This is a genomic window from Streptomyces sp. NPDC050439, assembly GCF_040655335.1.
Lineage (GTDB): Bacteria > Actinomycetota > Actinomycetes > Streptomycetales > Streptomycetaceae > Streptomyces.
On record NZ_JBFAJT010000003.1, the window covers coordinates 416,298 to 442,350 of the forward strand.

Annotated in this window: 23 protein-coding genes, 1 pseudogene and 1 riboswitch; of the genes and pseudogenes, 12 read left to right on the forward strand and 12 right to left on the reverse strand. The window is 72.2% G+C overall.

Going from position 1 to position 26,053, the window contains the following annotated elements; genetic code table 11:
- Genes AB0I66_RS14900 through rsmH form a run of 4 tightly spaced genes read right to left on the reverse strand, consistent with a single transcriptional unit; the run spans position 1 to position 5,202 of the window.
- A complete protein-coding gene (locus AB0I66_RS14900; RefSeq protein WP_363208233.1) occupies positions 1-1,653 on the reverse strand; it encodes a UDP-N-acetylmuramoyl-L-alanyl-D-glutamate--2,6-diaminopimelate ligase in 1,653 nt (550 codons plus the stop codon).
- Between the two features lie 19 nt (positions 1,654-1,672).
- A complete protein-coding gene (locus AB0I66_RS14905) occupies positions 1,673-3,640 on the reverse strand; it encodes a penicillin-binding protein 2 (protein ID WP_363208234.1) in 1,968 nt (655 codons plus the stop codon).
- 5 nt (positions 3,641-3,645) lie between these two features.
- Positions 3,646-4,197, reverse strand: coding sequence for a cell division protein FtsL (locus AB0I66_RS14910; RefSeq protein WP_363208235.1), 552 nt, complete (start codon positions 4,195-4,197; stop codon positions 3,646-3,648).
- A 48-nt stretch (positions 4,198-4,245) separates the two neighbouring features.
- Positions 4,246-5,202 carry a 16S rRNA (cytosine(1402)-N(4))-methyltransferase RsmH gene (gene rsmH, locus AB0I66_RS14915; protein ID WP_363208236.1) on the reverse strand — a complete coding sequence of 319 codons (957 nt, stop codon included), beginning with the start codon at positions 5,200-5,202 and terminating at the stop codon, positions 4,246-4,248.
- A gap of 420 nt (positions 5,203-5,622) precedes the next feature.
- Here rsmH and AB0I66_RS14920 point away from each other — a divergent pair, with 420 nt between their 5' ends.
- The 4 genes from AB0I66_RS14920 to AB0I66_RS14935 all read left to right on the forward strand — a co-directional run bounded on the left by AB0I66_RS14920 (position 5,623) and on the right by AB0I66_RS14935 (position 11,245).
- Positions 5,623-6,180: a carbonic anhydrase gene (locus AB0I66_RS14920; protein WP_363208237.1), complete on the forward strand. Its 558-nt coding sequence runs from the start codon at positions 5,623-5,625 to the stop codon at positions 6,178-6,180.
- A gap of 226 nt (positions 6,181-6,406) precedes the next feature.
- Entirely contained in the window at positions 6,407-7,426 is a 1,020-nt protein-coding gene (locus AB0I66_RS14925; protein ID WP_363208238.1) for a MoxR family ATPase, read from the forward strand.
- Positions 7,426-8,793: a DUF58 domain-containing protein gene (locus tag AB0I66_RS14930; RefSeq protein WP_363208239.1), complete on the forward strand. Its 1,368-nt coding sequence runs from the start codon at positions 7,426-7,428 to the stop codon at positions 8,791-8,793. Before AB0I66_RS14925 ends, AB0I66_RS14930 begins: the two co-directional genes overlap by 1 nt.
- Positions 8,794-8,830: 37 nt before the next feature.
- A complete protein-coding gene (locus tag AB0I66_RS14935; protein ID WP_363208240.1) occupies positions 8,831-11,245 on the forward strand; it encodes a DUF3488 and transglutaminase-like domain-containing protein in 2,415 nt (804 codons plus the stop codon).
- 65 nt (positions 11,246-11,310) lie between these two features.
- Here the strand turns inward: AB0I66_RS14935 and AB0I66_RS14940 are convergent, their stop codons facing one another.
- The 3 genes from AB0I66_RS14940 to AB0I66_RS14950 form a co-directional block, all read right to left on the reverse strand.
- On the reverse strand, positions 11,311-11,721 hold the full coding sequence (locus AB0I66_RS14940) for a DUF3040 domain-containing protein (protein ID WP_363208241.1): 411 nt from the start codon (positions 11,719-11,721) through the stop codon (positions 11,311-11,313).
- 274 nt (positions 11,722-11,995) lie between these two features.
- The gene (locus tag AB0I66_RS14945; RefSeq protein ID WP_363208242.1) at positions 11,996-12,772 is read right to left on the reverse strand and encodes a methyltransferase; all 777 of its coding nucleotides are present in this window, start codon (positions 12,770-12,772) and stop codon (positions 11,996-11,998) included.
- A gap of 127 nt (positions 12,773-12,899) precedes the next feature.
- The gene (locus AB0I66_RS14950; protein ID WP_363208243.1) at positions 12,900-13,436 is read right to left on the reverse strand and encodes an SAV_6107 family HEPN domain-containing protein; all 537 of its coding nucleotides are present in this window, start codon (positions 13,434-13,436) and stop codon (positions 12,900-12,902) included.
- 162 nt (positions 13,437-13,598) lie between these two features.
- Between AB0I66_RS14950 and AB0I66_RS14955 the strand changes: the two genes are divergently transcribed.
- From AB0I66_RS14955 to AB0I66_RS14975, 5 genes and pseudogenes are all read left to right on the forward strand, one after another.
- Positions 13,599-14,381 (forward strand): ATP-binding cassette domain-containing protein, encoded by a 783-nt coding sequence (locus AB0I66_RS14955; RefSeq protein ID WP_363208244.1) that lies wholly within the window; start codon positions 13,599-13,601, stop codon positions 14,379-14,381.
- On the forward strand, positions 14,353-16,437 hold the full coding sequence (locus AB0I66_RS14960) for a YhgE/Pip domain-containing protein (RefSeq protein WP_363208245.1): 2,085 nt from the start codon (positions 14,353-14,355) through the stop codon (positions 16,435-16,437). Before AB0I66_RS14955 ends, AB0I66_RS14960 begins: the two co-directional genes overlap by 29 nt.
- Positions 16,438-16,487: 50 nt before the next feature.
- Positions 16,488-17,105, forward strand: a complete 618-nt coding sequence (locus tag AB0I66_RS14965; protein ID WP_363208246.1) for a TetR/AcrR family transcriptional regulator — start codon at positions 16,488-16,490, stop codon at positions 17,103-17,105.
- 376 nt (positions 17,106-17,481) lie between these two features.
- A pseudogene (locus AB0I66_RS14970) lies at positions 17,482-17,580 on the forward strand (DUF4126 domain-containing protein); the annotation flags it as partial.
- A gap of 128 nt (positions 17,581-17,708) precedes the next feature.
- Positions 17,709-19,235, forward strand: a complete 1,527-nt coding sequence (locus AB0I66_RS14975; RefSeq protein WP_363208247.1) for an NAD(P)/FAD-dependent oxidoreductase — start codon at positions 17,709-17,711, stop codon at positions 19,233-19,235.
- A 22-nt stretch (positions 19,236-19,257) separates the two neighbouring features.
- On the opposite strand, the gene AB0I66_RS14980 is transcribed toward AB0I66_RS14975, so the two are convergent.
- From AB0I66_RS14980 to AB0I66_RS15000, 5 genes are all read right to left on the reverse strand, one after another.
- Positions 19,258-20,139, reverse strand: coding sequence for a hypothetical protein (locus AB0I66_RS14980; RefSeq protein WP_363208248.1), 882 nt, complete (start codon positions 20,137-20,139; stop codon positions 19,258-19,260).
- A gap of 45 nt (positions 20,140-20,184) precedes the next feature.
- On the reverse strand, positions 20,185-21,105 hold the full coding sequence (gene metF, locus AB0I66_RS14985; RefSeq protein WP_363208249.1) for a methylenetetrahydrofolate reductase [NAD(P)H]: 921 nt from the start codon (positions 21,103-21,105) through the stop codon (positions 20,185-20,187).
- Positions 21,106-21,194: 89 nt separating this feature from the next.
- A complete protein-coding gene (gene thiE / locus AB0I66_RS14990) occupies positions 21,195-21,845 on the reverse strand; it encodes a thiamine phosphate synthase (protein ID WP_363208250.1) in 651 nt (216 codons plus the stop codon).
- A gap of 86 nt (positions 21,846-21,931) precedes the next feature.
- Positions 21,932-22,297 carry an Rv2175c family DNA-binding protein gene (locus AB0I66_RS14995; RefSeq protein ID WP_363208251.1) on the reverse strand — a complete coding sequence of 122 codons (366 nt, stop codon included), beginning with the start codon at positions 22,295-22,297 and terminating at the stop codon, positions 21,932-21,934.
- 65 nt (positions 22,298-22,362) lie between these two features.
- A complete protein-coding gene (locus AB0I66_RS15000; RefSeq protein WP_363208681.1) occupies positions 22,363-23,529 on the reverse strand; it encodes an FAD-dependent oxidoreductase in 1,167 nt (388 codons plus the stop codon).
- A gap of 184 nt (positions 23,530-23,713) precedes the next feature.
- Positions 23,714-23,826: riboswitch (TPP riboswitch) on the forward strand.
- Between AB0I66_RS15000 and thiO the strand changes: the two genes are divergently transcribed.
- From thiO to AB0I66_RS15015, 3 genes are all read left to right on the forward strand, one after another.
- Positions 23,824-25,020, forward strand: a complete 1,197-nt coding sequence (gene thiO / locus AB0I66_RS15005; protein ID WP_363208252.1) for a glycine oxidase ThiO — start codon at positions 23,824-23,826, stop codon at positions 25,018-25,020. (Overlaps the previous riboswitch by 3 nt.)
- Complete coding sequence (gene thiS / locus AB0I66_RS15010) at positions 25,017-25,244, forward strand: sulfur carrier protein ThiS (protein WP_363208253.1); 228 nt, start codon at positions 25,017-25,019, stop codon at positions 25,242-25,244. Before thiO ends, thiS begins: the two co-directional genes overlap by 4 nt.
- Before the next feature lie 6 nt (positions 25,245-25,250).
- On the forward strand, positions 25,251-26,045 hold the full coding sequence (locus AB0I66_RS15015; RefSeq protein ID WP_363208254.1) for a thiazole synthase: 795 nt from the start codon (positions 25,251-25,253) through the stop codon (positions 26,043-26,045).
- Positions 26,046-26,053 lie beyond the last annotated feature (8 nt).

Here is a 26,053-nt window from a genome sequence, read left to right on the forward strand (position 1 = left end):
TCATCCCTGGGTTTGCTGGATTGCTTCGCGAAGTACCTGGCGGTCGTCGAAGGGACGCACCACCCCGGCGATGTCCTGTCCCTGCTCGTGGCCCTTGCCCGCGACGAGCACCGTGTCGCCCGGCTGGGCGCGGGCGACGGCCGCGCGGATGGCGGCGGCGCGGTCCTCGAAGACGGCGACGTCACCGCGCTCGTGGATCGGCACGTCGGCGGCGCCCGCGAGCATCGTGGCGAGGATCGCGAGGGGGTCCTCGCCGCGGGGGTTGTCCGCGGTGAGTACGGCGGTGTCGGCGAGCCGGGCCGCCGCGGCGCCCATCGGCATCCGCTTGGTCTTGTCCCGGTCGCCGCCGCAGCCGAGCACGATGTGCAGCTTGTTCTCGGTGACCTTGCGCAGGGCGCGCAGGACCGATTCGACGGCGTCCGTCTTGTGGGCGTAGTCGACGACCGCGAGGTAGGGCTGGCCCGCGTCGATGCGCTCCAGGCGGCCCGGGACGCCCGCCACGGCGCCGATGCCGTCGGCGGCCTGCTGCGGGTCGATCCCGGCGACGGCCAGCGAGACGATCGCGGAGAGCGTGTTGGCGACGTTGAAAGGCCCGGCCAGCGGGGACTTGGCGGTGATCCGCTCGCCCTGCGGGCCGACCACGACGAACGTGGAGTCGAACGGCGTGACCTCGACGCCTTCCGCGCGCCAGTCGGCGTCGGGGTGGCCCTCGGCGGAGAAGGTGGTGACGGGGACCTCGGACTCGTCGATGAGCCGACGCCCGTACTCGTCGTCGAAGTTGACCACGCCGACCTTGGAACGCAGCTTGGTGAACAGCTGCGCCTTGGCCTGGAAGTAGTCCTCCATGTCGGAGTGGAACTCCATGTGCTCCGGGCTGAGGTTGTTGAAGACGGCGACGTCGAAGACGCAGCCGTCCACCCGGCCGAGCACGAGGGCGTGGCTGGAGACCTCCATGGCGACGGCCTCGACGCCGCGCTCGCGCATCACCGCGAACAACGCCTGGAGGTCGGTCGCCTCGGGGGTCGTGCGTTCGGACTTGATCCGCTCGTCGCCGATGCGCATCTCGACCGTGCCGATGAGGCCGGTCGACTTCACGCCCTTGAGACCGCCCTCGACGAGGTACGCCGTGGTGGTCTTGCCGGACGTGCCGGTGATGCCGATCTGCAGCAGATCGCGGCCCGGATGGCCGTAGACCGTGGCCGCGAGCTCCCCCATGGAGCCGCGCGGATTCTCCACGACCAGGACCGGCAGGCCCGTGACGGCGGCGCGTTCGGCGCCCGTCGGGTCGGTGAGGATCGCGGCGGCGCCGAGGTCGGCCGCCTGGGCGACGAAGTCGGCGCCATGCAGCCGGGCGCCGGGCAGCGCGGCGTAGATGTCGCCGGGGCGGACCGCGCGGGAGTCGTGCGTGATGCCGCTGACCTCCCCGGTGCCCGGGGCGGCGACGCCCAGCTGATCGGCGATCCTGGCGAGCGGCGTCGCGGAGACCTGGACCGGCCGCGGCGGTCCCGGATATGTCACGGGAACGCCCTTCTGGGTGGTTTGGGACTGATCAGCGTGTGGCACGGCGGTGAGCGTACCGGGCGCACCGGGCTCAGGGCGAAGCGGGCGGTGTGGCGGGGGCTGGTTCCCCGGCCGCGGAGTGATCGTTGTCACGGGTTTGTCCTGGTGGGGCTCAGGGTTCGAAGGTGACGGGGAGCCGGGCCGCGCCCTTGCCGGTGGGCGGGACCTGGAGCGTCTTGAGGGCGAACTGCATGACCTCCTTGTAGATGGGACCGCAGATCTGGCCGCCGAAGTAGCTGCCCTTGGTGGCGTTCTGGATGGCGCAGTAGACGGTGACGCGCGGCTTGTCGGCGGGCGCGAACCCCGCGAACGACGAGGTGTAGCCCTTGTACTTGCCGGTCTCGGGGTCGACCCGGTTGGCCGTACCCGTCTTGCCCGCGACCCGGTAGCCGGGGATGCGGGCCTTGGTGCCCGTGCCCTCTTCGTCGTCGACGACGGACTCGAGCATCCGCGACACCGTCTTGGCGGTCTTCGCGCTCACCACCCGGGTCTTCTTGGGCTTGGGTGCGGGCGTGAAGCGGCCGTCGGGCCCCTTCGTGCCGCGCACCAGCGAGGGCTCGATGCGTACGCCGTCGTTGGCGATGGTCGAGTAGACGGAGGCCGCCTGCATCGCGTTGATGGAGAAGCCCTGGCCGAACGGGATCGTGTACTGCTGCGAGGTGGACCACTTGTCGGCGGGCGCGAAGATGCCGGAGGTCTCGCCGGGGAAGCCGAGCCCGGTCTCCCTGCCGATGCCGAACTTGCGCAGGTACGAGTAGAGCGACCGGTTGGCCTCCTTCTGGGTCTTGCCCAGCTCGCCGGTGGCCAGGATCGTGCCGATGTTGCTGGACTTGGCGAGCACGCCGTTGAGCGTGAGGTGCCAGGTCGGGTGGTCGATGTCGTCCTGGAAGAGCCGGTCGCCGCGGTGCAGCCGGTTGGGGACCGTCACATGGGTGGCGGGCGTGGCCGCCTTCTCCTCCAGGACGGCCGCCATCGACATGACCTTGGCGGTGGACCCCGGCTCGAAGGCGTCCTGGAGCGACGCGTTGCCCAGGGCCGTCCCGTCGGCCTGCGAGAGGTCGTTCGGGTCGAAGCCCGGGGAGTTGGCCATCGCGAGGATCTCGCCGGTCTTGTTGTCCTGCACTATCACGTAGCCGCGGTCCGCCCGGGACTTCTCCACCTGCCTGGTGATGGCGCTCTGCGCGGCCCACTGGATGTCGCGGTCGATGGTGAGCTCGACGTCCGAGCCGGGCACGGCGGGCGTCTCGGTGCTGCCCGCGGTGGGCACCTGGTGGCCGCCGGACTGGGCGTACCTGATCTTGCCGTCCTTGCCCGCGAGCTCCTTGTTGAGCTGCTGCTCCAGGCCGCCCGCGCCCTTGCCCTCGGCGTTGACCCAGCCCAGTATCCCGGCGCCCAGATCGGCGTTCGGGTACACGCGCTTGCTGCTGGGGTCCTGGAAGACGCCCGCCAGGATGTTGGCGCTCTTCTTGTCGGCACTCGCCTTGTCGGCGAGCGCGCTGCGCAGGTCCTTGATCTGCTTCCAGACCTGCGGGGTCTGCCTGCGGGCGAGCAGGACGTAGCGCGTCTTGGGGGTCTTCAGCTGTTCGGTGAGCCGGTCGGCGTCCTTGTCGAGGATCGGCGCGAGGAGGGCGGCGGCCTGCTCGGGCGCGTCCTTGATGCCCATCTCCTTGGCGGTGAACATCGTGGGGTCCGCCGTGATGTCGTACGCGTCCACGCTGGCGGCCAGTTCGACGCCGCGGCGGTCGGTGATGCCGCCGCGCTCGGCGGTCAGGACATGGCTGAAGTAGCGGTTCTTCTCGGCCTTGGCGGTATAGACGCTCGCGTCGACCGCCTGCACCTGGAGAAGGCGTACGACGAAGGCCAGCATCACCAGGGTCAGTCCGAGGCTCACCATGCGCAGGCGGGGCCGCGGGCTGCCCAGGCGGATGGTGCGGGGCGGCTGCCTGGGGGCGGCGGGGCGCGGGCGGCGGGCGGCGGGGCGGGGCCCCGATCCCTGGCGGCGCTGTTCGCCGGGGCGGGCGGGGCGCGAGGGCCGCGCGGGTCCCGGGACCCTGCGTCGCGGGGGTTGGCGGTCCGTCACTTACGTCACCTGCCGGAGGTCGTGGGGCCGGGCGTCGCGGAGGGGTGGGGCGTGGGCGAGGCGTCCGGGGCCGGGGCGGAGGGCGCCGGGGACGCCTGGGGCGGTGCGGGCGAGGCCGCCACCGGGAGCGAGACCGAGGGCGCCGGGGACGCCACCTCCTGCGGGCGCGGGTCCGGGCGCAGCGCGGAGGACTGCTCGGCGGCTCCGGGAACACCGCGCACGGTGCCGTCCGGGTTCAGGAAGGCCGGGTCGCCGCCCGGCACCATGCCGAGCTCACGGGCGCGGCGCTGAAGGGCCTCGGGGGCGGCGTAGGCGTCCACGTCCCGCTGGAGCTCCTGCTCCTGGTCGGTGAGCTCCGTCGTCTCCTTCTTGAGCTCGCTCAGCTGGAACGAGCCTTCGTTGAGCGAGGAGTTCAGGATCAGAAGGGTGATCAGACCGCCGCCGAGCAGCAGCACGACGAGCAGCACGAACGGCGTGCGCGCGGCCTGGCTCGGCCCCGACGGCAGCAGCCGCGCGAGGCGGGCGGCCCTCCCCCGCAGCTCGGGCTTCTTGCTCATGGGGCCTCCTCAGGGACGCCGTTCACGGGTCCTCCCGGCGGGCGCGTTTCACGGGGCCTCCTCGCGGATGCGCTGCGCACCCCGCAGCCGTGCCGGGGCCGCCCGGCGGTTCTCGGCGACCTCTTCCTCGGCGGGGAGTTCGGCGCCGCGCGTGAGCAGCTTGAGCCGGGGCTGGTAGCGCTCGGGGACGACGGGCAGGCCGGGCGGCGCGGTCGTCGCGGCGCCGGCCGCGAACACCTGCTTGACCAGCCGGTCCTCCAGCGAGTGGTACGACAGGACGGCGATGCGGCCGCCGACGGCGAGCGCCTTCACGGCTGCCGGGATGGCCGCCTCCAGGACGCTCAGCTCGCCGTTGACCTCGATGCGCAGGGCCTGGAAGGTGCGCTTGGCGGGGTTGCCGCCGGTGCGCTTGGCGGCCTGCGGCAGGGAGTCACGGATCAGCTCGACGAGCCGCGCGCTGTTGCTGAACGGCTCCTTCTCGCGCTCGCGGACGACCGCGCTCACGATCCGCTTGGCCTGCTTCTCCTCGCCGTACTGGCGCAGGATGCGCACCAGTTCGCCCGGGGCGTACGTGTTGAGGACCTCGGCGGCGCTCATGCCGGTGCTCTGGTCCATGCGCATGTCCAGGGGCGCGTCCTGCGCGTAGGCGAAGCCCCGGTCGGCCTCGTCGAGTTGCATCGAGGAGACGCCGAGGTCGAACAGGACGCCCTGCACCTTCGCGATGCCGAGCCGGTCGAGCACCTCGGGCAGTTCGTCGTAGACCGCGTGCACGAGTTCGGCCCGGTCGCCGAAGGGGGCGAGCCGCTCTCCGGAGAGCCGCAGCGCTTCCTTGTCCCGGTCGAGGCCGATGAGGCGGGCCGAGGGGAAGGTGGAAAGCAGCGCCTCGCTGTGGCCGCCGAGTCCGAGGGTGCAGTCGACGACGACCGCGCCCGGCTCGGCGAGCGCGGGGGCCAACAGGTCCAGGCATCGCTGGAGCATCACCGGGACGTGTCGGGTATGGCTCAAAGGGCCCTCTCAGGTCCGGCGCGGAGCGCGGTGCGCACGGCCGGGTCCCCGCCCGCTCCAGAAGGGGAATGGCCTGCTGGCGCCGGGGAAGTGGCGTCAGCCGACCGGGAGCGGGAGGAGGCCGAGCCGTACGTACGCGCGGCGCACGTGGGGGGATTCAGGGAATCTCCGGGTGAACAGTCCAGCGGGGAGCAGGGTCACGGCTCCCACTTCGCGTCACTTTAGTCCACCGTGTCGCCCGGTCAATCAACTGGCCTGCGCGTCGCGGACGGGTCGTCGACGGGTCGCGAAAGACACCTCGTCACCCGTTCGGGCGAAGGCGCCACACCCCTGTGGGTTAGCTCACAACAAGACTCATTGACGTTCTTTGTCCCTTCTCACAGCGGGCCCGGGTGATCAGTGACGACTACCGTCATAGCCATGTCGACTTCCGCATCGCCCACGGGCTTCCCCACAGAGCCGACCGGCGGCATAGCCGCCGGCGACACCGTCACGGACCGCCTCGTCGAGGCGAACAAGCGGTACTCATCCGCATTCACGGACCCCGGCATGGACGCACGACCCGTCCTCGGTGTGGCCGTCGTCTCCTGCATGGACGCCCGCATCGATCTGCACGCCGCGCTCGGTCTCGAACTGGGCGACTGCCACACGATCCGCAACGCGGGCGGCGTGGTCACCGACGACGTCATGCGCTCCCTGACGATCAGCCAGCGCGCGCTCGGCACGCGCAGCGTCGTGCTGATCCACCACACCAGCTGCGGCCTGGAGAGCCTCACCGAGGAGTTCCGGCACGAGCTGGAGCTCGAGGTCGGCCAGCGGCCCGCCTGGGCGGTGGAGTCCTTCCGGGACGTCGATCAGGACGTGCGCCAGTCGATGGAGCGGGTGCGGACCTCGCCGTTCCTCCTGCACACCGACGATGTGCGGGGATTCGTCTTCGATGTGACCACCGGTCTGCTGCGGGAGATCGACCCTGCGTGACCGGGTCCGGAGCGGATCTTTCCGGAACACCTCGGCAGGCAAAAGGCCGTAAGAGCTGACATATCGCCGCCAGTTATCCGCGGGCGAGTGACACAACCCGGTATGCCCAACAAGAATGCGGGGTGGGCACCACGCTGAACGATTCGTGCGTGGTGTCCGTGATTCGGGGTGGGCCGGGCCGCACACACATGCGTCGGCCCGGGAGAACGTGTCCGAGGAGGGCCGGGTGACGACCTATGACGATCGAGCGAGCCTCACAGATCTGACCGCCACAGCGGAGCGTGTCCGCGGGTCGGTCGAGGGTGTGATCGAGGGCAAGCCAGAGGTCGTACGGCTTTCGCTGACCGTGCTCCTCGCCGAGGGGCATCTGCTGATCGAGGATGTACCGGGCGTGGGCAAGACCATGCTCGCCAAGGCGCTGGCGCGGTCCATCGACTGCTCCGTGCGGCGCATCCAGTTCACGCCCGACCTGCTGCCGTCGGACATCACTGGTGTGTCCATCTTCGACCAGCAGCGCCGGGACTTCGAGTTCAAGCCCGGCGCGATCTTCGCGCAGATCGTGATCGGCGACGAGATCAACCGCGCGTCCCCCAAGACGCAGTCGGCGCTCCTGGAGTCCATGGAGGAGCGCCAGGTCACCATCGACGGGCAGACCTACGAACTGCCGAGCCCCTTCATGGTGGTGGCGACGCAGAACCCCGTCGAGATGGAGGGGACCTATCCCCTCCCCGAGGCGCAGCGCGACCGTTTCATGGCGCGCGTCTCGATCGGCTATCCGAACGCGGAGGCCGAGCTGCAGATGCTGGACGTGCACGGCGGTGTCTCGCCGCTCGACGACCTCCAGCCGGTGGCGCACGCGCACGACATCGTGAAGCTCATCGACGCGGTCCGCACGGTCCACGTCGCCGAGGCCGTCCGGCGGTACGCCGTGGACCTGGTGGCGGCGACCCGCAACCACCCGGACCTGAGACTCGGGGCATCGCCGCGCGCGACGCTGCACCTGCTGCGGGCGGCCAAGGCCTCCGCGGCGCTCAGCGGCCGTGACTTCGCCCTGCCGGACGACGTCCAGGCCCTCGCCGTGGCGGTGCTCGCGCACCGGCTGCTGCCCACGGCCCAGGCCCAGTTGAACCGGCGTACGGCTGAATCCGTCGTGCTGGAGATCCTCCAGCGCACCCCCGTGCCCGCCGCCGTCCAGCCGAACAGCGGCTACTTCAACCAGCAGCCGCCCGGCGCGCGGAGGCTGTGATGGCGGCCGGGGGGCCGCAGCCGGCGCAGGACGAGGAGGGCAAGGGCGGACTGCGGACCGCGCTCGCGGGGCTGACCACGCGCGGGCGTTCGTTCCTCGCGGCCGGGGTCGCCGCGGCCATCTGCGCGTACGTCCTGGGGCAGAGTGATCTGCTCCGGGTCGGGCTGCTGCTCGCCGTGCTGCCCCTGGTGTGCGCGACGGTGCTCTACCGCACCCGCTACCGCGTCGCGGGCAGCCGCAGGCTCTCCCCCGCGCGCGTGCCCGCCAGTTCGGAGGCGCGGGTCCATCTGCGGATGGACAACGTCTCGCGGCTGCCCACGGGGCTGCTCATGCTCCAGGACCGGGTGCCCTACGTCCTGGGGCCGCGGCCCCGTTTCGTGCTCGACCGGGTGGAGGCGGGGGGCCGCCGTGAGGTGTCCTACCGCGTCCGCTCGGACCTGCGGGGGCGCTATCCGCTGGGGCCGCTGCAGCTGCGTCTGACGGACCCGTTCGGGATGTGCGAACTGACCCGCTCCTTCTCCACGTACGACACCCTGACGGTCATCCCGCGGGTGGAGGCCCTGCCTCCTGTGCGGCTCACCGGCGAGGCCAAGGGGTACGGCGACGGGCGCAACCGCTCGCTCGCCCTCGCGGGCGAGGACGACGTGATCCCGCGGGGCTACCGCCACGGCGACGACCTGCGCCGCGTCCACTGGCGCTCCACGGCCCGCTACGGAGAGCTCATGGTGCGCCGCGAGGAGCAGCCCCAGCGGGCCCGCTGCACGGTGCTGCTCGACACCCGGGCGCGTGCCTTCCGGGGCGCCGGGCCCGACTCGGCCTTCGAGTGGGCGGTGTCGGGCACGGCGTCCGCCCTGGTCCACATGCTCGAACGGGGCTTTTCCGTACGGCTGTTGACCGACACCGGGAATTCCGTGCCCGGCGAGGGCTCGGACGGCTTCGCGGGCGCGAGCCAGGAGTCCGCGGACGCGGCGGGGCTGATGATGGACACCCTCGCGGTGATCGACCACTCGGACGGCACGGGGCTCTCCCCGGCGTACGACGTGCTGCGCGGGGGCAACGAAGGCCTGCTGATCGCCTTCTTCGGCGACCTCGACGAGGAACAGGCGACGGTGGCCGCCAAGATGCGCCAGCGCAGCGGCGCCGCGGTCGCCTTCGTCCTGGACGCCACGGGCTGGGCACAGGGTGCCGGCGGGGTTCCCGCGGGTCCCGGCGACGAGCGCGTCCGGATGCTGCGCGAGGCGGGCTGGACGGCCGTGGCGGTGCCTCCCGGGGTCGCCCTGGTGGACCTGTGGCGCCAGGCGGACCATCTGCGGGCGGGCGCCGGCCCGGCTCCCACGGCGGGCACGACGACCGGGGGCTGGGGATGAGCCGTACGACGACGCGTACGACAACAGGGGGACGTTCATGAGTGGGCGCGCGCGACTCGCGCTCTGCGCCACGGCGGCCACGCTGATGGCGTCGGGGGCGCTGCTGCCGCTCGTCGATCCGGCGACGTGGTTCGTCCAGGCGGCGATCCTGCTCGCGCTGCAGAGCGGCGTGGGGGCGCTCACCCGGCGGGTCCCGCTGGCCCGGCCGGTCACGGTCGCGGTGCAGGCCCTGGTGACGCTGCTGATGCTGACGCTGGTGTTCGCCCGCGGGCAGGCGATCGGCGGCGTGCTCCCGGGCCCCGACGTGTTCCGGGAGTTCGGGCTGCTCCTGGAGGCGGGCGGCAACGACGTCGGGCAGTACGCGATCCCGGCGCCGCTCAGTGACGGCATCCGGCTGATGCTGGTCGGCGGCGTCCTGGTGATCGGCCTCGCGGTGGACGCCCTCGCGGTGACGTTCCGTACGGCGGCGCCCGCGGGGCTCCCGCTGCTCGCGCTGTACTCGGTCGCGGCGGGGCTCTCCGGGGACGGGGCCGGGTGGCTGTGGTTCCTGCTCGCGGCCGCCGGGTATCTGCTGCTGCTCCTGGCGGAGGGCCGGGACCGGCTCTCCCAGTGGGGGCGGGTCTTCGGGGGCGCGGCGCGCGCGCCCGGACGGATCTCCGGGGGCCTGGAGACCGACAGCGGCGCGATCGCCCCGGTCCGCACGGGCCGGCGCATCGGCGCGGTGGCCCTGGGCATCGCCCTGGTGGTGCCGCTCGCGCTGCCCGCCCTGGACGGCGGGCTCCTCGACGGTTCCGGCGGCGCCGGAGGCTCGGGTTCCGGTGGCGGCGGCACGATCTCCGCGGTGAACCCGCTGGTCGCGCTCCAGGACAGCCTGAACGAACCGGACGACCGCGAGGTCATCTCGTACAAGACGAACGCCAAGGAGACGGAGAACCTCTACCTGCGGATCGTCTCCCTCGACCAGTTCGACGGCACGACCTGGAAGACCACCGTCCGCAGCATCGAGGACGTGCCCCCGCGCCTGCAGGACCCGCCGGGGCTCTATCCCGACGTCCGCAGGAGCGAGATCCAGACGAACATCTCGGCCGCCGACAGCTACGCGCAGAACTGGCTGCCGATGCCCTACCCAGCCAGTGAGGTGAAGATCAACGGCCGCTGGCGGTACGAGCCGGTGGGGCGCGCCCTGGTGGGCGACCGCGGGCAGACGACACGCGGCGCCCAGTACGAGGTCAAGAGCCTCATCGTGCAGCCCACGGCCGAGCAGCTGGCCAACGCCGCCGAGCCGCCGAGGCAGATCGCGCGGGAGTTCACCAAGGTGCCCGAGACCTTGCCGTCCGTGGTGGCGTCCGAGGCCCGCAAGATCACCAAGGGTTCGTCGAACGACTACGAGAAAGCGGTCAAGCTCCAGGACTACTTCGCCTCGGAGGGCGGCTTCACCTACAACACGCAGGTGCGCGCGGGCAGCGGCCCGGCGGCTATCGCCCGCTTCCTGGAGCAGAAGGAAGGCTTCTGCGTCCACTTCTCGTTCGCGATGGCCTCGATGGCGCGGACGCTGGACATCCCCGCGCGCGTGGCGGTGGGCTTCACGCCCGGCGCCGCGCAGGGGGACGGCTCCATGTCGGTGGGTCTGCGGGACGCGCACGCCTGGCCCGAGCTGTACTTCGAGGGCGTGGGCTGGACCCGCTTCGAGCCCACCCCGAACCGCGGCACGGTGCCGGACTACACGCGCCCGGACACCCCGTCCGACAGCGCGAGCGACCCGGCGGCGCCCGAGGAGTCCTCGTCGTCGGCTCCCTCCGACGAGCCCTCCGCCTCCGCGAGCTGCCCGCCCGACCAGCAGCGGCAGGGCGGCTGCGCGAGCACGGCCCCGGCCATCGCGGGCGGTTCGGGCGACGACGGACCGCCGATCGACACCATCGTGTGGCTGACCCTGGGGGCGCTGGTGGTCCTCGGCGTGCCCTTGCTGCCGATGCTGTGGCGTCGGCGCATCCGTGCGGTGCGCCTGGGCTCCACGGGCCGTACGGAGGCGGACGCGGCCGCTCGGACCCTGGCCGCCTGGCTCGAGGTGACCGACACGGCCTGGGACCACGGGATCACGCCGGACGAGTCACAGACCCCGCGCAAGGCGGCGGCCCGGATCGTCCGGATCGGTCAGCTCACCGGGGCACCCGCGGATTCCGTCCACCGGCTGGCCGCGGCGGTCGAGCAGGTGCTCTACGCGCCCCGGCCGCAGCTGACGGCGGGCCTCGCCGATGACGTGCACCGCGTGTCGGACGGTCTGCTGGCCACGTCGAACCGCTCGGCACGGCTCCGGGCGACACTCGCCCCGCGTTCGGCCGCTCGGGTGGTGTGGGCGGTCTCGGACCGCTGGACGGCGGTCAAGGCACGGTGGTCCGAGCGGATCGCCAGGCGGTGGACGGCACTGCGGAAGCCTTCGCAGCAGGAGAGCTAGAGAGCACGCGTAAGGGGTGACCGCCTGGGCGGTCACCCCTTTCGCACTGCTGAAAAGCTAAGAACTCATTGGCCCTGTTCGTCGCGGCGGCGCTGCCAACGCTGCTCGATCCGGTCCATCATCGACCGGCGCTGCCTGGTCTGCCGACGGGCCGGGGTGCTGCCCGGGGCCGTTGACGCGCCGGCGGCGGGCTGTTCACCTGGCTTGGGCGCCTTGCGCCATCCGGTGACGGCGAGCACCGCACAGCCCAGCATGACGAGGAAACCGACCACGCTCACCCAGATCTGCTGGGCGACCATTCCCGCCATGAGAAGGGCAATACCCACAAGGAAGCCCGCGACCGCTTGGTAGACCCGTCGCCGGGTGTACGTACGCAGCCCGCTTCCCTCGAGCGCTGTCGCGAACTTGGGATCTTCGGCGTACAGCGCTCGCTCCATCTGCTCGAGCATGCGCTGCTCGTGCTCCGAGAGCGGCACGGAGTCCTCCTCATCGTGCAGTCGCCGGGGCGACCGGGGGTCCCCTTCAGGATAGGCAGGGAATCGCCCCCGTGAAACCCGCCCCTCTGCGCCAACTTCACCAAACCGGACCACCCTGCCGCTCCGGCTCGCTGAAGCGTTCATTCCCCAGCGGCCGATCCGGCATGCCGGACGGTCTGCCTCGATCATACGGCGCCCGTAGCCCGTTCGGGGGGTGTGTGCCGTACTCCATGTGCGGCTGCGCCGCTGATCAGCGGGGCGGCCATGCCGGACATCAGGCCTCGGCGGCATCCCGGGTCTCACCGAGCACGTGCAACTGGGTGGCCACGGAGTGGAAGGCGGCGAGCTCCGCGGCGGCCGCCTCCAGCTTGAGCAGGGCCTCCAGGGCGCCGGGCTCGGTGTCCACGAGGACGCCGGGAACCAGGTCGGCGAAGACCCGCACACCGTGCACGGCATCCACCCTGACGCCCGCGCCCTCGACCAGATCGGTGAGCTGTTCGGCGGTGAAGCGCCGCGGCACCGGGTCACCCTCGCCCCAGCGGCCCGCCGGGTCGTCGAGCGCCTGCCTGGCCTCGGTGAAGTGCCCGGCGAGCGCCCTGGCGAGCACGGCTCCGCCGAGACCGGCGGCGAGCAGGCTCAGGGTGCCGGAGGGCCGCAGCGCGCTGACCGCGTTGCGCACGCCCTCGGCGGGGTCGTCCACGTACTCCAGGACGCCGTGGCACAGGACGGCGTCGAACCCGGCCCGCTCCACGACGTCGAAGAGGCCGTGCACGTCGCCCTGGACGCCGCGCACGCGGTCGGCGACGCCTGCCTCGGCGGCCCGGCGCTCGAGAGCGAAGAGGGCGTTCGGGCTGGGGTCGACGACGGTGACGCGGTGGCCGAGGCGGGCGACGGGCACGGCGAAGTTTCCGCTGCCGCCTCCGGTGTCGAGCACGTCGAGGGAGTGTGACTCCCGGCCCGTGGCCTTGACCCGGCGGTCGAGGGCGTCCTTGAGGACCTCCCAGACCACGGCGGTACGGAGAGAAGCGCGGGGGCGCATCGGGTCCGACACGGCAGTTGACTCCTCGGCGCGTCCACCGCACGTCCGCGGCGGAGCTAGGGGGTTCCCTCCGCCTGCTCTTGCGGCAGCCGGGAGGGTGCGGGCGCTCCCACCCTATTGCCTTCGGACGGCTGCCCCGTCACCCGTCTCGGCTCGCGTCCGGCGGCTCCCGCCTGGGCTGGGGCAGCACGGGCTGCAGCCCCAGCATCCGCTCGACGAGGCGTAAGAACATCCCGACGTCGCGCAGCAGATCGTCCGCGTCCCGGACGGTGGCCGCGCCCTGTATGCCGGCCTCCGCGCGGGCCCTGCGCGGCGCTCCGGAGGCGAACAGGGCGCTCCACTCGGCCAGTTCGGGTGCTATCTCGGGGAGCACTTCCCAGGCGCTCCGGATGCGCTGCCTGCGGCGCGGGGTCGCCTCGGGCCGGCCGCGGGCGGCGAGGACGGCGGCCGCGGTGCGCAGGGCCGCGAGGTGGGCGGTGGCATAGCGCTCGTTCGGAGGCGCCAGGTGCGCGGCCTCGTCGATGCCGGCGCGGGCCTGGGCGAGCAGTTCGAGTGCGGCGGGCGGGGCCGTGGCCCGGCGCAGGACGGGGTGCACGTCGCTCGCGGGGCCGGTCAGTGAGGGGGCAGGGCCGACGGGGCGGTGCCGACGTGCGGCTGCTGCGGAAGTGCTGGCCATGACGAACCTCCTGTCGTCGCGTAACGGCTATGTGGCCGTATGTGCACATCGTGTAGTACGCCACTGACAATCGGCCCTGACCTGCGCTTTTGCCTCGATCGGCGGTTCGCGTTAGTTTTTGCACTGACCAGTCAGTTCAAAAAGAGGGCGCGAGGGGGAACTGTGGACGGGCCGAACGACGGCGAGCGGGGAGCCGCCGTCACAGCGCGGGAGTTCGGGCTCAAGGGGCCGCGGGGCTGGGCGTTTCGCGGGGTCGGCGTCGAGGCCGCACCCGGATCGCTGATCGCGGTCCAGGGGGCTTCGGGGTCGGGCCGCACCTGTCTGCTGCTCGCGCTGACCGGGCGGATGCGCCCCACCGAGGGAGAGGCCTCGGTGGGGGGCTTCCGGCTGCCCAAGCAGCTCGCGGCGGTGCGCCGCATCAGCGCGCTCGGGCCCGTGCCCGGCGTGACGGACCTCGATCCGGCGCTGACCGTCGCCGAGCATCTGCACGAACGGGCGCTGCTGCAACGGCGGTTCGGCGGTTCCCTGCGGGGCCTGCTGAGGCCCCGGTCCGAGCGGAAGGCCGAGGCGCGGCTGCGGGTCGACTCGGCGCTGACCGCCGCGGGGCTCGACCTGGAGTCGCTGCCCAAGGGGCGGCGGACCTCCGTACGCGATCTGGAGCGCCTGGAGATCCTGCGGCTCTCCGTGGCCCTGGCGCTGATCGGGCGGCCCCTGCTGCTCGGCGTCGACGACGTCGACCTCAAGCTGTCGGACGCCGAACGGCGCGAGGCCTGGGACCTGTTGAGGTCCCTGACGCAGAGCGGCATCACCGTGGTGGCCGTGTGCAACGAAGCCCCCGACGACGCGATCGCCGTGTGCACGGACCGCGCCGACGACAACGACGACAACCACGCCGACGACGACAAGGAGAAGGCGGATGCGCTCGCCGAAGCTGGCCTCGCTTGAGCTCAGGCGCTTCGGCAGGGGGAAGCTGCCGCGTGCCGCGCTCGTCGCGCTCCTGCTGCTGCCCCTGCTGTACGGCGCGCTGTACCTCTGCTCGTTCTGGGACCCGTACGGCCGCCTCGACCGCATACCCGTGGCGCTCGTCAACGACGACAAGGGCGCCACGGCCTCGGGCAAGAAGCTCGCGGTGGGCGACGGCATCGTCGACGGGCTCCGGGACAGCAAGACCTTCGACTGGCACGAGGTGAGTTCCGCCGAGGCGCGTGAAGGGGTCGAGGACGGGACGTACTACCTGTCGCTGACGATGCCGTCCGACTTCAGCAAGCGCGTCGCGTCGAGTTCGGGCGACTCCCCGGAGACGAGCGCGCTGCAGGTCCGCACGAACGACGCCAACAACTACATCGTCGGGCAGATCTCCCGGACGGTCTTCTCCGAGGTGCGCACGGCGGCCTCCACGAAGGCCTCGCGCTCCTTCCTCGACAAGATCTTCATCTCGTTCTCCGACATCCACGGGGAGACGGAGAAGGCCGCCAAGGGTGCCGACAAGCTCGACAGCGGCATCGGTGAGGCCGAGAAGGGCTCCAAGAAGCTCGCGACCGGCCTCAAGGACGCCAAGAAGGGCAGCGGGGATCTGGCCGGGGGCATCAAGAAGCTCGACAAGGGCGCCGGTGAACTGGAGACCGGGTCGAAGAAGGTCTCGGACGGCACCCAGAGGCTGGCCGACAAGGTGAACGGCGCCGCGGACGAGGTGCGGCCCTTCCTGAAGGACAACGGCAAGACCATCGGCGACACGGCCAAGCTCGTCGCCGACTCCTCCAAGGCCCTGCGGAACAACCTGGACACCTGGGTCAGGCTTGCACCCGGGGCGGCCAAAGGCGCCAAGGAGGGGTCCGAGATCATCGACGGCCTCTACACGGATCGCTGCGAGAACCTCCCGGTGCCCGACCCGGCCTGCCCGCAGATCAAGAAGGCCAAGACGGCCGCCGAGAACGTGTCGACCGTCGCGGACGACATGAACACCGTGATCAAGGACCAGAACAGCGACGTCACGAAGCTCAAGAAGCACCTCGCCACGCTGGAGAAGAAGTCGAAGGCGCTCGCCGAGCGGGCCCCGCACCTGGACGAGGACCTGAACAAGGCCGTCACCCAGATCAACGACCTCAACACGGGCGCGGGGAAGGTCGCCAAGGGCGCCAAGAAGCTGCACACGGGCCTCGGCACCGCCAAGACCGGCGCCGACGACCTCGACACCGGCATCGGCAAGCTCAAGACGGGCGCGGAGGACCTCAAGGGCGGCCTGTTCAAGCTGGCCGACGGCTCCGGGAAGCTGTCCGGCGGGCTGCACGACGGCGTCAAGAAGATCCCCGACTACGACAAGAAGGACCGCGACCAGCGCACCGACGTCATGGCCGACCCGGTGCAGCTCGCCTCCCAGTCGATGCACAAGGCGCCCAACTACGGCACGGGCTTCGCCCCGTACTTCATCCCGCTGTCCCTGTGGGTCGGCGCGATGGTGGCGTACATGCTGATCCAGCCGCTCAACCGGCGCGCGCTCGCGGCGGGCGCCTCCGCCTGGCGGATCGCGTTCGCCGGCTGGCTGCCGGTCGCGGCGCTCGGCGTGCTCCAGACGGCGGCCCTGATGTCGGTCCTGCACTGGGGCCTCGGCCTGCAGATGGCGCGGGCCGCCGGGACGGTGGGCTTCCTCTGCCTGGTGACGTGCTGCTTCGCGGCGATCGTGCAGTGGCTGAACGCGCGCTTCGGGGCGGCCGGGCGCATCCTCGTCCTCGCGGTCCTGATGCTCCAGCTGACCTCGGCGGGCGGCACGTACCCCGTCCAGACGAGTCCGTCCTTCTTCGGCGCGATCCACCCCTTCTTGCCGATGAGTTACGTGGTCGACGCCCTGAGGAGACTCATCACGGGCGGCGGGCTCGGCCCCGTCTGGCAGGCGTGCGTGGTCCTCACGGCCTTCACGGCGGGCGCCCTCGCGCTGACCGCGCTCTCCGCACGCCAGAAGCAGGTGTGGACCCTGGACCGCCTGCACCCGGAGCTGAGCCTGTGAGACCCGCAAGTGCGCCTGCCGGGGCGCCCAGACCTGTGAGAATCGGGCCCATGGACAGCAGCGCAACCAGCACCCGGCGTGAGGCCACCCGGCAGAAACTCTACGAGGCGGCCGTCACCCTCATCGCGGAGCAGGGCTTCTCGGCCACGACGGTCGACGAGATCGCCGAGCGGGCCGGGGTCGCGAAGGGCACGGTCTACTACAACTTCGCGAGCAAGTCGGTCCTCTTCGAAGAGCTGCTGCGGCACGGCGTCGGCCTGCTCACCGCCTCCCTGAAGGAGGCGTCCGAGAAGGCGGCGGAGCGCGGCGGCAGCCAGGTCGACGCGCTGGACGCGATGATCCGGGCGGGCCTGGTCTTCATCGACCGCTATCCCGCCTTCACCCAGCTGTACGTCGCCGAGCTGTGGCGCACCAACCGCGCCTGGCAGTCCACCCTGATGGTGGTCAGGCAGCAGGCGGTCGCCGTCGTGGAGGACGTGCTGCGCGCGGGCGTGGAGAACGGCGAGCTCAGCGAGGAGATCGACATCCCCCTGACGGCCGCCGCGCTCGTCGGGATGGTCCTGGTGGCGGCCCTGGACTGGCAGGCCTTCCAGCCGGAGCGCTCCCTGGACGACGTGCACTCGGCGCTCTCGCGCCTGCTGCAGGGCCGGGTGAGCGGCGGCCGCTGAGCCGCGTCGGGGCACGCACGACAAGGCGCCGGTCCGGTGCCGCCCGGAGATCGGGCGGCACCGGACCGGCGCTCTCGTGTTCCCCCGCAGTCCCCCGTTCGGCCCCTCGGGTGGTCGTTCCCGAGCCGCCGTCCGTCTCCCCGCGTCTCACTCCCACCTTCGGTGGGGTGGGAGGAGCGGCCAAGGGCGCCGCGCCGTTCCGCCGCCCCGTGTCGGCGGTACGGGCGCTGCGCCCTTCTCCGTGTCCCTCACTCTTCCGTCTGCGCAGGTCGGGACCCATCCGCGCAGGTACTCATCTCCATCACTAGGTACGGATACTCAGACCTGGGCACTCATCCCCAGGCCGGGACGTTCCCGACTGGTTACGATCGCGTCCGTGTCCGTACTCCCCCTGGTCTTCACCAGCGGCTGGGCGAGCGGGATCAACGCGTACGCCGTGGTCCTGCTGCTCGGTCTCTACGGCGCGACCGGGATCGTATCCGGCGGTTCCTGCGGCGCAGGGCGCAGCGGCGCGAGGAGAAGCAGCTGGCGGCGCACGCGGGCCGGCCGCCGGACTGAGGGCTCCGGGCGTGACTGTCGGTGGCGGCCGATAAAGTCCCTGGCATGGCACGGATTGTGGTGATCGGCGCCGGGATGGGCGCGATGACGGCGGCCGCCCGGCTGGCCGTCGCGGGCCACCGGGTGGTGGTCCACGAGCGGTCGGGGACGTACGGCGGCGCGCTCGGCAGCTTCGAGCGGGACGGCTTCGCCTTCGACACGGGCCCGGGCCTCCTGCAGCTCCCCGCCGTCTATCGCGACCTGTTCGTCAAGACGGGCAAGGAACCGCTGGAGAAGTGCGTCGAGCTCTCCCAGGTGGAGCCCGCCGTGCGGCACGTCTTCGCGGACGGCACGAAGGCCGACCTGCCGAACGCCTCGCGCGCGGGCGTCGGCGAGGCCCTGGACGCGGCGCTCGGCAGCGGCGCGGGCGCCCGCTGGTCGGCGTACATGAACCGTGCCCGGGAGGCCTGGGACCGCACCCGGCGCCCCCTCCTGGAGGAACCCCTCTGGCCGAACTGGCAGGTGCTCGCCGAGCGCGAGCCCTATCCCTCGGTGCCGCACAAGCGCCTCCTGCGGCGCGAGCGGCGCGCGACGACCCTCACCGAGGCCGGTGAGCTCGAACTGGGCGGCGACGCACGCCTCCTGGCGCTCCTCGAGCAGTACGCCCTCGCGAACGGCCTGGACCCCCGGGCGACCCCCGCGAGCGCGGCCGTCCTGCCCTACATGGAGCACACCTTCGGCGCGTGGTCCGTGCGCGGCGGGATGCGCGCGCTCGCCCGTGCCGTGTACGAGCGGTGTCTCGCCCGGCGCGTCGAGTTCGCGTTCGACTCCCCCGTGGCCCGGATCATCGAGAAGGACGGCCGCGCGGCGGGCGTCGAGCTCGCCGACGGGACGGCGCACGAGGCGGACTTCGTGGTCGCCGGGGTCGCGCCCGGCGCACTGGACGGCTTGTTGTCCGGTGTATCCGGCATGCCCGGCGGCTCCGGTGTGAACATACGGGCGGAGGGTGAGATCCAGGCCCGCTCCGGTCTCCCCAGCCGCCTGATGATCTTCCTGGCGCTGACCGGCGCGCGGCCGGACGGCGCGCCCCACCGCACGGTGCTGCACACCCCCGACCGCCGGGACGAGCTCGACCGGCTCTTCGGGGACCGCCCGGGGCTGCCCACTGCCCCCACCCTCACGGTGCTGCGCCCGGCCGACCCGGCGCTCACGCCCGACGCCGGGCACGAGGCGGTCACGCTCACGGTCACGGTGCCCGCGCACACGGAGGTCACCGAAGCGGACGTGGAGAGGTTGCTCGACCGTGCCGAGGCCGTGCTGCCCGGACTCCGGGACCGCCTGCTGTGGCACGAGGTGCGCACCCCCGCCGACATCGCGGAGGCCACCGGCGCCGACGGCGGCGCGGTCCCGCCCCCGTCCCTCGCGGCGGGTGAGGGCCGGCTGCTCCACCCGGCCAACAGCACACGGCTGCCCGGGCTCTTCGCGGCCGGCGGCTGGGCCCATCCCGGCGGCGGCCTTCCGCACGCGGGCATGTCCGGCACGCTGGTCGCCGGACTGATCGTGGAGGGACCGGAGTTCCGGGGCTCGCAGTGAGCAGGACCCCGGGCCCGCGAACTCAGTAGCGGTACTGCTCGTTGTAGCCCGCGTCGTACCCGTTCCCCTGGGCCTGCTCGCCCTGGTAGGGGTAGGGCTGCTCCGGCGGGAGTTCGCCGCCGTACTGCCCGTAGGGGTCCTCCACGTTGCGCTGCTGGGGCACCCAGACTCCGCCGGGCGGCGTCTCGTTGTACGTCCCGGCGCCGCTGCCGTAGGGATCGGCGGTGGGATAGGGCGCGTACTGCTGCTGGTCGCCGTACGCGTCGTAGCTCTGCTGGCCGCCGTAGGACTGCGTCCCGATGTACGGGTCGGAGTACGCGGCGTACTGCTGCTGCCCCGTCTCGCCGTACGCGTAGGGCTGCTGGGGGTCATAACCCGCCGTGGCATACATGTCGTAGCCGTAGGCGCCGTCCTGCTGGGCGGACTGCTGGGCCTGCTGCTGTGCGTACGCGTCGTCGCTGTAGACGCCGTACTGCCCGGTGTCGTCGGGCATCGGCTCCGGTGCGTAGACCCCGCCGCCGGGAGGGGTCTCGGGCGGCGGTCCTGCGGGGCCCGCCGCCTCGTACTCCAGGTCGGAGACCTGGAGCGTCGGTTCCTGGGATGCCTCCGCGCCCCGCTGCGTCGTCTTGCGGCGCTTGCTCAGGCCGGGCTGGCCGCCGAGCGCCCAGCCGGTGGAGAAGCCTCGCCGGAAGGACAGCGTCACGTACGTCTGTCCCGTGGCGAAGGCGATCGCGCCCGCACCGATGACGATCACCGACGGCAGCAGCACGCCGATGACCACGCCGAGGAAGCCGCCGAAGGCGAGCAGCCGCCAGCGCAGCCGCGCCTTGTACTGCAGCAGCACTTCGCCGAGCAGCCACAGCGCGACGCATCCGAACGCGATGTAGAGGACCGTCCAGCCCATGTACGCCCCTCTCCCCGCGGCCGCCGCCCCCAGGGGTACGACCGGTCAGGTCTGCGGGTGATGCAGACCCAGATTCTCGTAGATTTCCAGCGTCGCCGTGGAGTTGTTCAGCGTGATGAAGTGCAACCCCGGCACACCCTCGTCAAGGAGCCGCGCGCAGAACTCCGTCGCGAACTCGATGCCAATGGAGCGTACAGCCGCCGGATCGTCTTTGGCTGTGAGGATGCGCTCTTTGAGCGCCGGGGGGAAGGAAGCGTTGCTGAGCTGGGGCAGCCGCTCCAGCATGCGCACGTTCGTCACCGGCATGATCTCGGGGATGATCGGCGTCGAACAGCCCGCGGCCTCGACCCGGTCGCGAAGGCGCAGATACTCCTCCGGGTAGAAGAACATCTGTGTGATCGCGTAATCGGCGCCGGCGCGGCACTTGTCGACGAAGTGCCGGACGTCGGTGTCCCATTCCTCCGAGCGCGGGTGCATCGCGGGGAAGGCCGCGACGCCCACGCAGAAGTCACCGGACTCCTTGATCAGCTGGACCAGTTCGGCGGCGTACGTCAGGCCCTCGGGGTGCTTGACCCAGTCCGCGAGGGGGTCGCCGGGCGGGTCGCCGCGGACCGCGAGCATGTTCCTGATGCCGGCGTCCGCGTACTGCCCGATGATGTTGCGCAGCTCGGCCACGGAGTGGTCGACCGCGGTGAGGTGGGCGACGGGCGTGAGCGTCGAGTCGGCGACGATCTGCTGCGTCTCCTTGACCGTGCCCGCGCGCGTGGAGCCGCCCGCTCCGTACGTCACGGAGACGAAGCTGGGGGCCACCGCCTCGACCCGGCGCAGGGCGTTCCACAGGTTGCGCTCGCCCTTCGCGGTCTTCGGCGCCGAGAACTCGAACGAGTACGTCGTCTTGCCGGTCGCGAGCATGTCGCGCACGGTGCGTGCGCGATCAGTTCTGGTGGAAGCAGTGCCTAGGGCCATACGGGCAGATTAGCTACGGGGCACCGCTACCGGCCAATCCCCGTCCACCCTGCGGACAGCGTCGCCGAAGGTTGGCCGAAGATCGCCGATCAGGCCGTACGCAGCCGCTTCGCGAACTCGGCGGCCGCGGCACCCGGATCGTCCGCCTCCGTGATGGCCCGCACGACGACGACACGGCGGGCGCCCGCTTCGAGCACCTCGTCGAGGTTGCCCGCGTCGATGCCGCCGATGGCGAACCACGGGCGGTCGGTGCCCAGCGAGGCCGTGTACCGGACGAGGTCGAGTCCGGGGGCGTACCGGCCGGGCTTGGTGGGGGTCGGCCAGCAGGGCCCCGTGCAGAAGTAGTCCACGCCCTCCTGCGTCGCCGCGGCGGCGGCCTCCGTGTCGGCGTGCGTGGAGCGGCCGATGAGGACGTCCTGGCCGAGGACGGCGCGGGCCGCGGGGACGGGCAGGTCGCCCTGGCCCAGGTGCAGCACGTCGGCGCCGATGGCGTGCGCGACGTCCGCGCGGTCGTTCACCGCGAGGAGCTTGCCGTGCCGGCGGGCCGCGTCGGCGAAGACCTGGAGGTGGTCCAGCTCCTCGGCCGCCTCCATGCCCTTGTCGCGCAGCTGCACGATGTCGACGCCGCCGGCGAGGACGGCGTCGAGGAACTCCGGGAGGTCTCCCTGGCGCTTGCGGGCGTCCACACACAGGTAGAGGCGGGCGTCGGCGAGCTGCGCGCGGGCAGGCTTGGTGGCCATGGAAAGGTCCCCCCGGTCGTCGGTGGCCTACGGGCCGCGTGTCCCCGGGGGATCCGCGGCCCGTACGCAACGGTTTTCCGTTTCGGTCAGACGGCGAGCGCCTGGGCGCGGCGCTTCACCTCCGTGCCGCGATTCTCGCTCAGGGCCTGCGCGGGGGTGCCGGGCAGGGTCGGGTCGGGAGTGAAGAGCCACTCCAGCATCTCTTCGTCGGAGAAGCCGTCGTCCTTCAGGAGCGTCAGGGTGCCGGTCAGGCCCTTGACGACCTTGTCGCCGTCGATGAAGGCGGCCGGCACCTGAAGCGCGCGGTTCTCACCACGGCGTACGGCAATCAGCTGGCCCTCCTTGACCAGCTGGCGAACACGCGTCACCTCGACGTCGAGCATTTCTGCGATGTCGGGAAGGTGGAGCCACTCGGGGACGAGAGCATCAGTCTTTGCGTCAATCTCGGTCACGGGAACAAGGGTATCGCCGGGCACCGACAGCGGCCGGGCAGAGGCCCCCGGTGACGGTGGCACCGCTACGCCAGCAGTGCCTTCTTCAGCGGAACCGCGGGGTCCGAGGCCAGCTCGGCGGAGAGCCTGGCGCCCGCCTCGATCAGCTTGCGGCCCTGTGCCAGGTCCCGGGGGCGGCCCACCGCGAGGAGGGCCACCAGGGCCCCCTGCCGCAGCCAGCACACGCTCCAGGCCGCGCCCGAAGGGTCGCCGCGCCACACCAGCTCGTCGGCGGATGCGTGATGTCCCGCGTACTGGACGAAGCGGCCGAACTGCTCCGACCAGAAGTACGGCACGGGGTCGTACGCCGAAGGGGTCTCGCCGATGATGTTCGCGGCCACCGTGCGCGGGCCCTGGAGCGCGTTGTCCCAGTGGTGGACGAGCAGACGCTCGCCATACCTTCCCGAAGGGAAGGAGGAGCAGTCGCCGACCGCGTACACATCGGGTTGTGACGTCCTCAGGTGGTCGTCGGCGAGGATCTCCCGGTGGGCGCCCAGGGTGATGCCGGAGTCCGCGAGCCATCCCGTGGCGGGGCGTGCGCCGATGCCGACGACGACCGCGTCCGCGGGCAGCCGGGTGCCGTCGGCCAGGTGGACGCTGCCGGGCTCGACGCGGTCCACGCGCGCGTGGGTGCGCAGTTCGGTCCCGGAGTCGGCGTACCAGGCCGTCATCGGGGTGGAGACCTCCGCGGGCAGCGCCCCGGCGAGCGGACGCTCCGCGGCCTCGACGACCGTGACCGGGCAGCCCGCCTCGCGCGCCGCGGTCGCGAACTCGGCGCCGATCCAGCCCGCGCCGACGACCACGATGCGGTGCTGCCCGGCGAGCACGGGCCGCAGCCGCTCGGCGTCGTCGAGCGTGCGCAGCAGGTGGACGCCGGGTACTCCGGAGACCCCGGGGAGCACGATCGGTTCGGCTCCGGTGGCGATGACCAGTGCGTCGTAGGGAACGGGCCCCGTCGCGGTGTCCAGTTCGTGCTCGGCGGGGCGGACCCCCGTGACCTCGCGGCCCAGGCTCAGCTCGATGCCGAGCGCCTCGAAGTCGATGTCGAAGGCGGAGCCCTCCGCCTTGCCGAGCAGCACGGCCTTGGACAACGGCGGCCTGTCGTACGGCTGGTGGGGCTCCGCGCCGATCACGGTGACCGCACCGGCGAACCCCTGCTCGCGCAGGGCCACGGCGGTCTGCACCCCGGCCATCCCCGCACCCACGACGACGACCCTGCGCTCTTCCTGCCTCCGCTGCTCACTCACCCGATCACTCTAGGACGGCGGACGAGGCGCGCCTCAGGGCGCGACGGCGAGATCTCTGACACACCGTCACAGCCCGTGACCGCGGAGCTGCCCTACCTGCCCCGGGGCACCAAGGGCTAGGGTTGCCGTGCAGAGCACTCGCGGGAGCCCGGACGCACCGGGCTGAGAGGGAGGCTGGACGGCCTCCGACCGTACGAACCTGATCCGGGTCATGCCGGCGAAGGGAGGGGCTGGACACCCATGCATCCACGAACACCACCCCGTACGACGCACACGACCGACGTCCTGGTCGTCGGGGGCGGCATCATCGGCCTGGTCACGGCCTGGCGGGCGGCGCAGCGCGGCCTGTCCGTCGCGGTCGTGGACCCCGAGCCCGGCGGCGGCGCGGCGCAGGTCGCCGCGGGCATGCTGGCCGCCGTCACCGAGCTGCACTACGGGGAGCAGACGCTGCTCGGCCTGAATCTGGCCTCCGCGCGGCGCTATCCCGACTTCGCGGCCGAGCTGGCGGAGGCGAGCGGCCGCGATCTCGGCTACCGCGCGTGCGGCACGCTCGCCGTCGCGCTGGACTCCGACGACCGTGCCCATCTGCGGGAGCTGCACGCCCTTCAGCAGCAGTCGGGGCTCACGTCGGAATGGCTGAGCGGCCGCGAGTGCCGCCGCCTCGAACCGATGCTCGCGCCGGGCGTCCGGGGCGGCCTCCGGGTCGACGGCGATCACCAGGTCGACCCGCGCAGGCTCGCCGCGGCGCTCCTGGTGGCCTGCGAGCGGGCCGGCGTGGTCCTCCACCACGCGTGGGCGGAGCGCCTCTCGGTGGCGGGCGACCGGGCCACCGGAGTCGTCCTCGCCGACAGCACCGCCCTGGAGGCCGGCCAGACCGTGCTCGCCGCGGGCAGCCTCAGCGGGCGCCTCGCCGGGGTGCCGGAGGGCGTCCTGCCGCCCGTGCGCCCCGTGAAGGGCCAGGTGCTGCGGCTCACGGTGCCGCAGCGTCTCGCGCCGTTCCTGAGCCGCACCGTGCGCGCCGTGGTGCGCGGCAGCCACGTCTACCTGGTGCCGCGCGAGAACGGCGAGCTCGTCGTCGGCGCGACCAGCGAGGAGCTCGGCTGGGACACGACGGTCACGGCCGGCGGCGTGTACGAGCTGCTGCGGGACGCCCACGAGCTCGTGCCCGGCATCACGGAACTGCCGCTGACGGAGACCCGCGCGGGCCTGCGCCCCGGCTCCCCCGACAACGCGCCGCTGCTCGGCCCGACCGCGCTCCCCGGCCTGCAGCTGGCCACCGGGCACTACCGCAACGGCGTCCTCCTGACGCCCGTCACCGGCGACGTGCTCGCGCACTCCCTGACCACCGGGGAACTGCCGGACGAGGCACGGGGGTTCACCCCCCTGCGTTTCGTCCGCGGCCCCCTCACGCAGCGTTTCCTGGAGCAGCCCGCATGACTCTCCCGTCCGACACAGCCGTCACCGCCGTCTCCGTCAACGGAGAAGCACGCGACGTGGCCGCGGGCACCACGCTCGAAGCCCTCGTCGCCACCCTGACCGCGGCCCCGTCCGGGGTCGCCGCCGCCCTCAACGAAACCGTCGTCCCGCGCGCGCGGTGGTCCACCACGCCGCTCACCGACGGGGACCGCGTCGAGGTCCTCACCGCCGTCCAAGGAGGCTGAACCGACATGGCAGACGACCCCTTCGTCATCGGCGGGCTCACCCTTTCCTCCCGCCTGATCATGGGTACGGGCGGTGCGCCGAGCCTGGACGTCCTGGAACGCTCCCTCGTCGCCTCCGGCACGGAGCTGACGACGGTCGCGATGCGCCGCCTCGACCCCGGGGTGCAGGGCTCGGTGCTCTCCGTCCTCGACCGGCTCGGCATCCGCGTCCTGCCGAACACGGCGGGCTGTTTCACCGCGGGCGAGGCCGTCCTGACCGCCCGGCTCGCGCGGGAGGCGCTCGGCACCGACCTGGTCAAGCTGGAGGTCATCGCGGACGAGCGCACCCTGCTGCCCGACCCGATCGAGCTCATCGACGCCGCCGAGATCCTCGTCGACGACGGCTTCACGGTCCTCCCGTACACGAACGACGACCCGGTGCTCGCCCGGAAACTGGAGGACGTGGGCTGTGCGGCGATCATGCCGCTCGGCTCCCCCATCGGCTCCGGACTCGGCATCCGCAACCCGCACAACTTCCAGCTGATCGTCGAGCGCGCGGGCGTTCCGGTGATCCTGGACGCGGGCGCGGGGACGGCGTCCGACGCGACCCTCGCCATGGAACTCGGCTGCGCGGGTGTGATGCTCGCCTCGGCCGTGACGCGGGCGCAGGAGCCGGTCCTGATGGCCGAGGGCATGCGGCACGGCGTCGAGGCGGGGCGGCTCGCGTACCGGGCCGGGCGCATCCCCCGGCGGCACTTCGCCGAGGCGTCATCGCCCGTGGAAGGCATGGCCCGGCTCGACCCGGAGCGGCCCGCCTTCTGAGCGCCGCC

Coding starts and splice junctions, on each gene's coding strand:
- AB0I66_RS14910 (WP_363208235.1), bottom strand. CDS start 4,197: ATGAGCAAGAAGCCCGAGCTGCGGGGGAGGGCCGCCCGCCTCGCGCGG.
- AB0I66_RS14920 (WP_363208237.1), top strand. CDS start 5,623: ATGTCGACTTCCGCATCGCCCACGGGCTTCCCCACAGAGCCGACCGGC.
- AB0I66_RS14930 (WP_363208239.1), top strand. CDS start 7,426: ATGGCGGCCGGGGGGCCGCAGCCGGCGCAGGACGAGGAGGGCAAGGGC.
- AB0I66_RS14935 (WP_363208240.1), top strand. CDS start 8,831: ATGAGTGGGCGCGCGCGACTCGCGCTCTGCGCCACGGCGGCCACGCTG.
- AB0I66_RS14950 (WP_363208243.1), bottom strand. CDS start 13,436: ATGGCCAGCACTTCCGCAGCAGCCGCACGTCGGCACCGCCCCGTCGGC.
- AB0I66_RS14960 (WP_363208245.1), top strand. CDS start 14,353: ATGCGCTCGCCGAAGCTGGCCTCGCTTGAGCTCAGGCGCTTCGGCAGG.
- AB0I66_RS14965 (WP_363208246.1), top strand. CDS start 16,488: ATGGACAGCAGCGCAACCAGCACCCGGCGTGAGGCCACCCGGCAGAAA.
- AB0I66_RS14975 (WP_363208247.1), top strand. CDS start 17,709: ATGGCACGGATTGTGGTGATCGGCGCCGGGATGGGCGCGATGACGGCG.
- AB0I66_RS14980 (WP_363208248.1), bottom strand. CDS start 20,139: ATGGGCTGGACGGTCCTCTACATCGCGTTCGGATGCGTCGCGCTGTGG.
- metF (WP_363208249.1), bottom strand. CDS start 21,105: ATGGCCCTAGGCACTGCTTCCACCAGAACTGATCGCGCACGCACCGTG.
- thiE (WP_363208250.1), bottom strand. CDS start 21,845: ATGGCCACCAAGCCTGCCCGCGCGCAGCTCGCCGACGCCCGCCTCTAC.
- AB0I66_RS15000 (WP_363208681.1), bottom strand. CDS start 23,529: ATGGCCGGGGTGCAGACCGCCGTGGCCCTGCGCGAGCAGGGGTTCGCC.
- thiO (WP_363208252.1), top strand. CDS start 23,824: ATGCATCCACGAACACCACCCCGTACGACGCACACGACCGACGTCCTG.
- thiS (WP_363208253.1), top strand. CDS start 25,017: ATGACTCTCCCGTCCGACACAGCCGTCACCGCCGTCTCCGTCAACGGA.
- AB0I66_RS15015 (WP_363208254.1), top strand. CDS start 25,251: ATGGCAGACGACCCCTTCGTCATCGGCGGGCTCACCCTTTCCTCCCGC.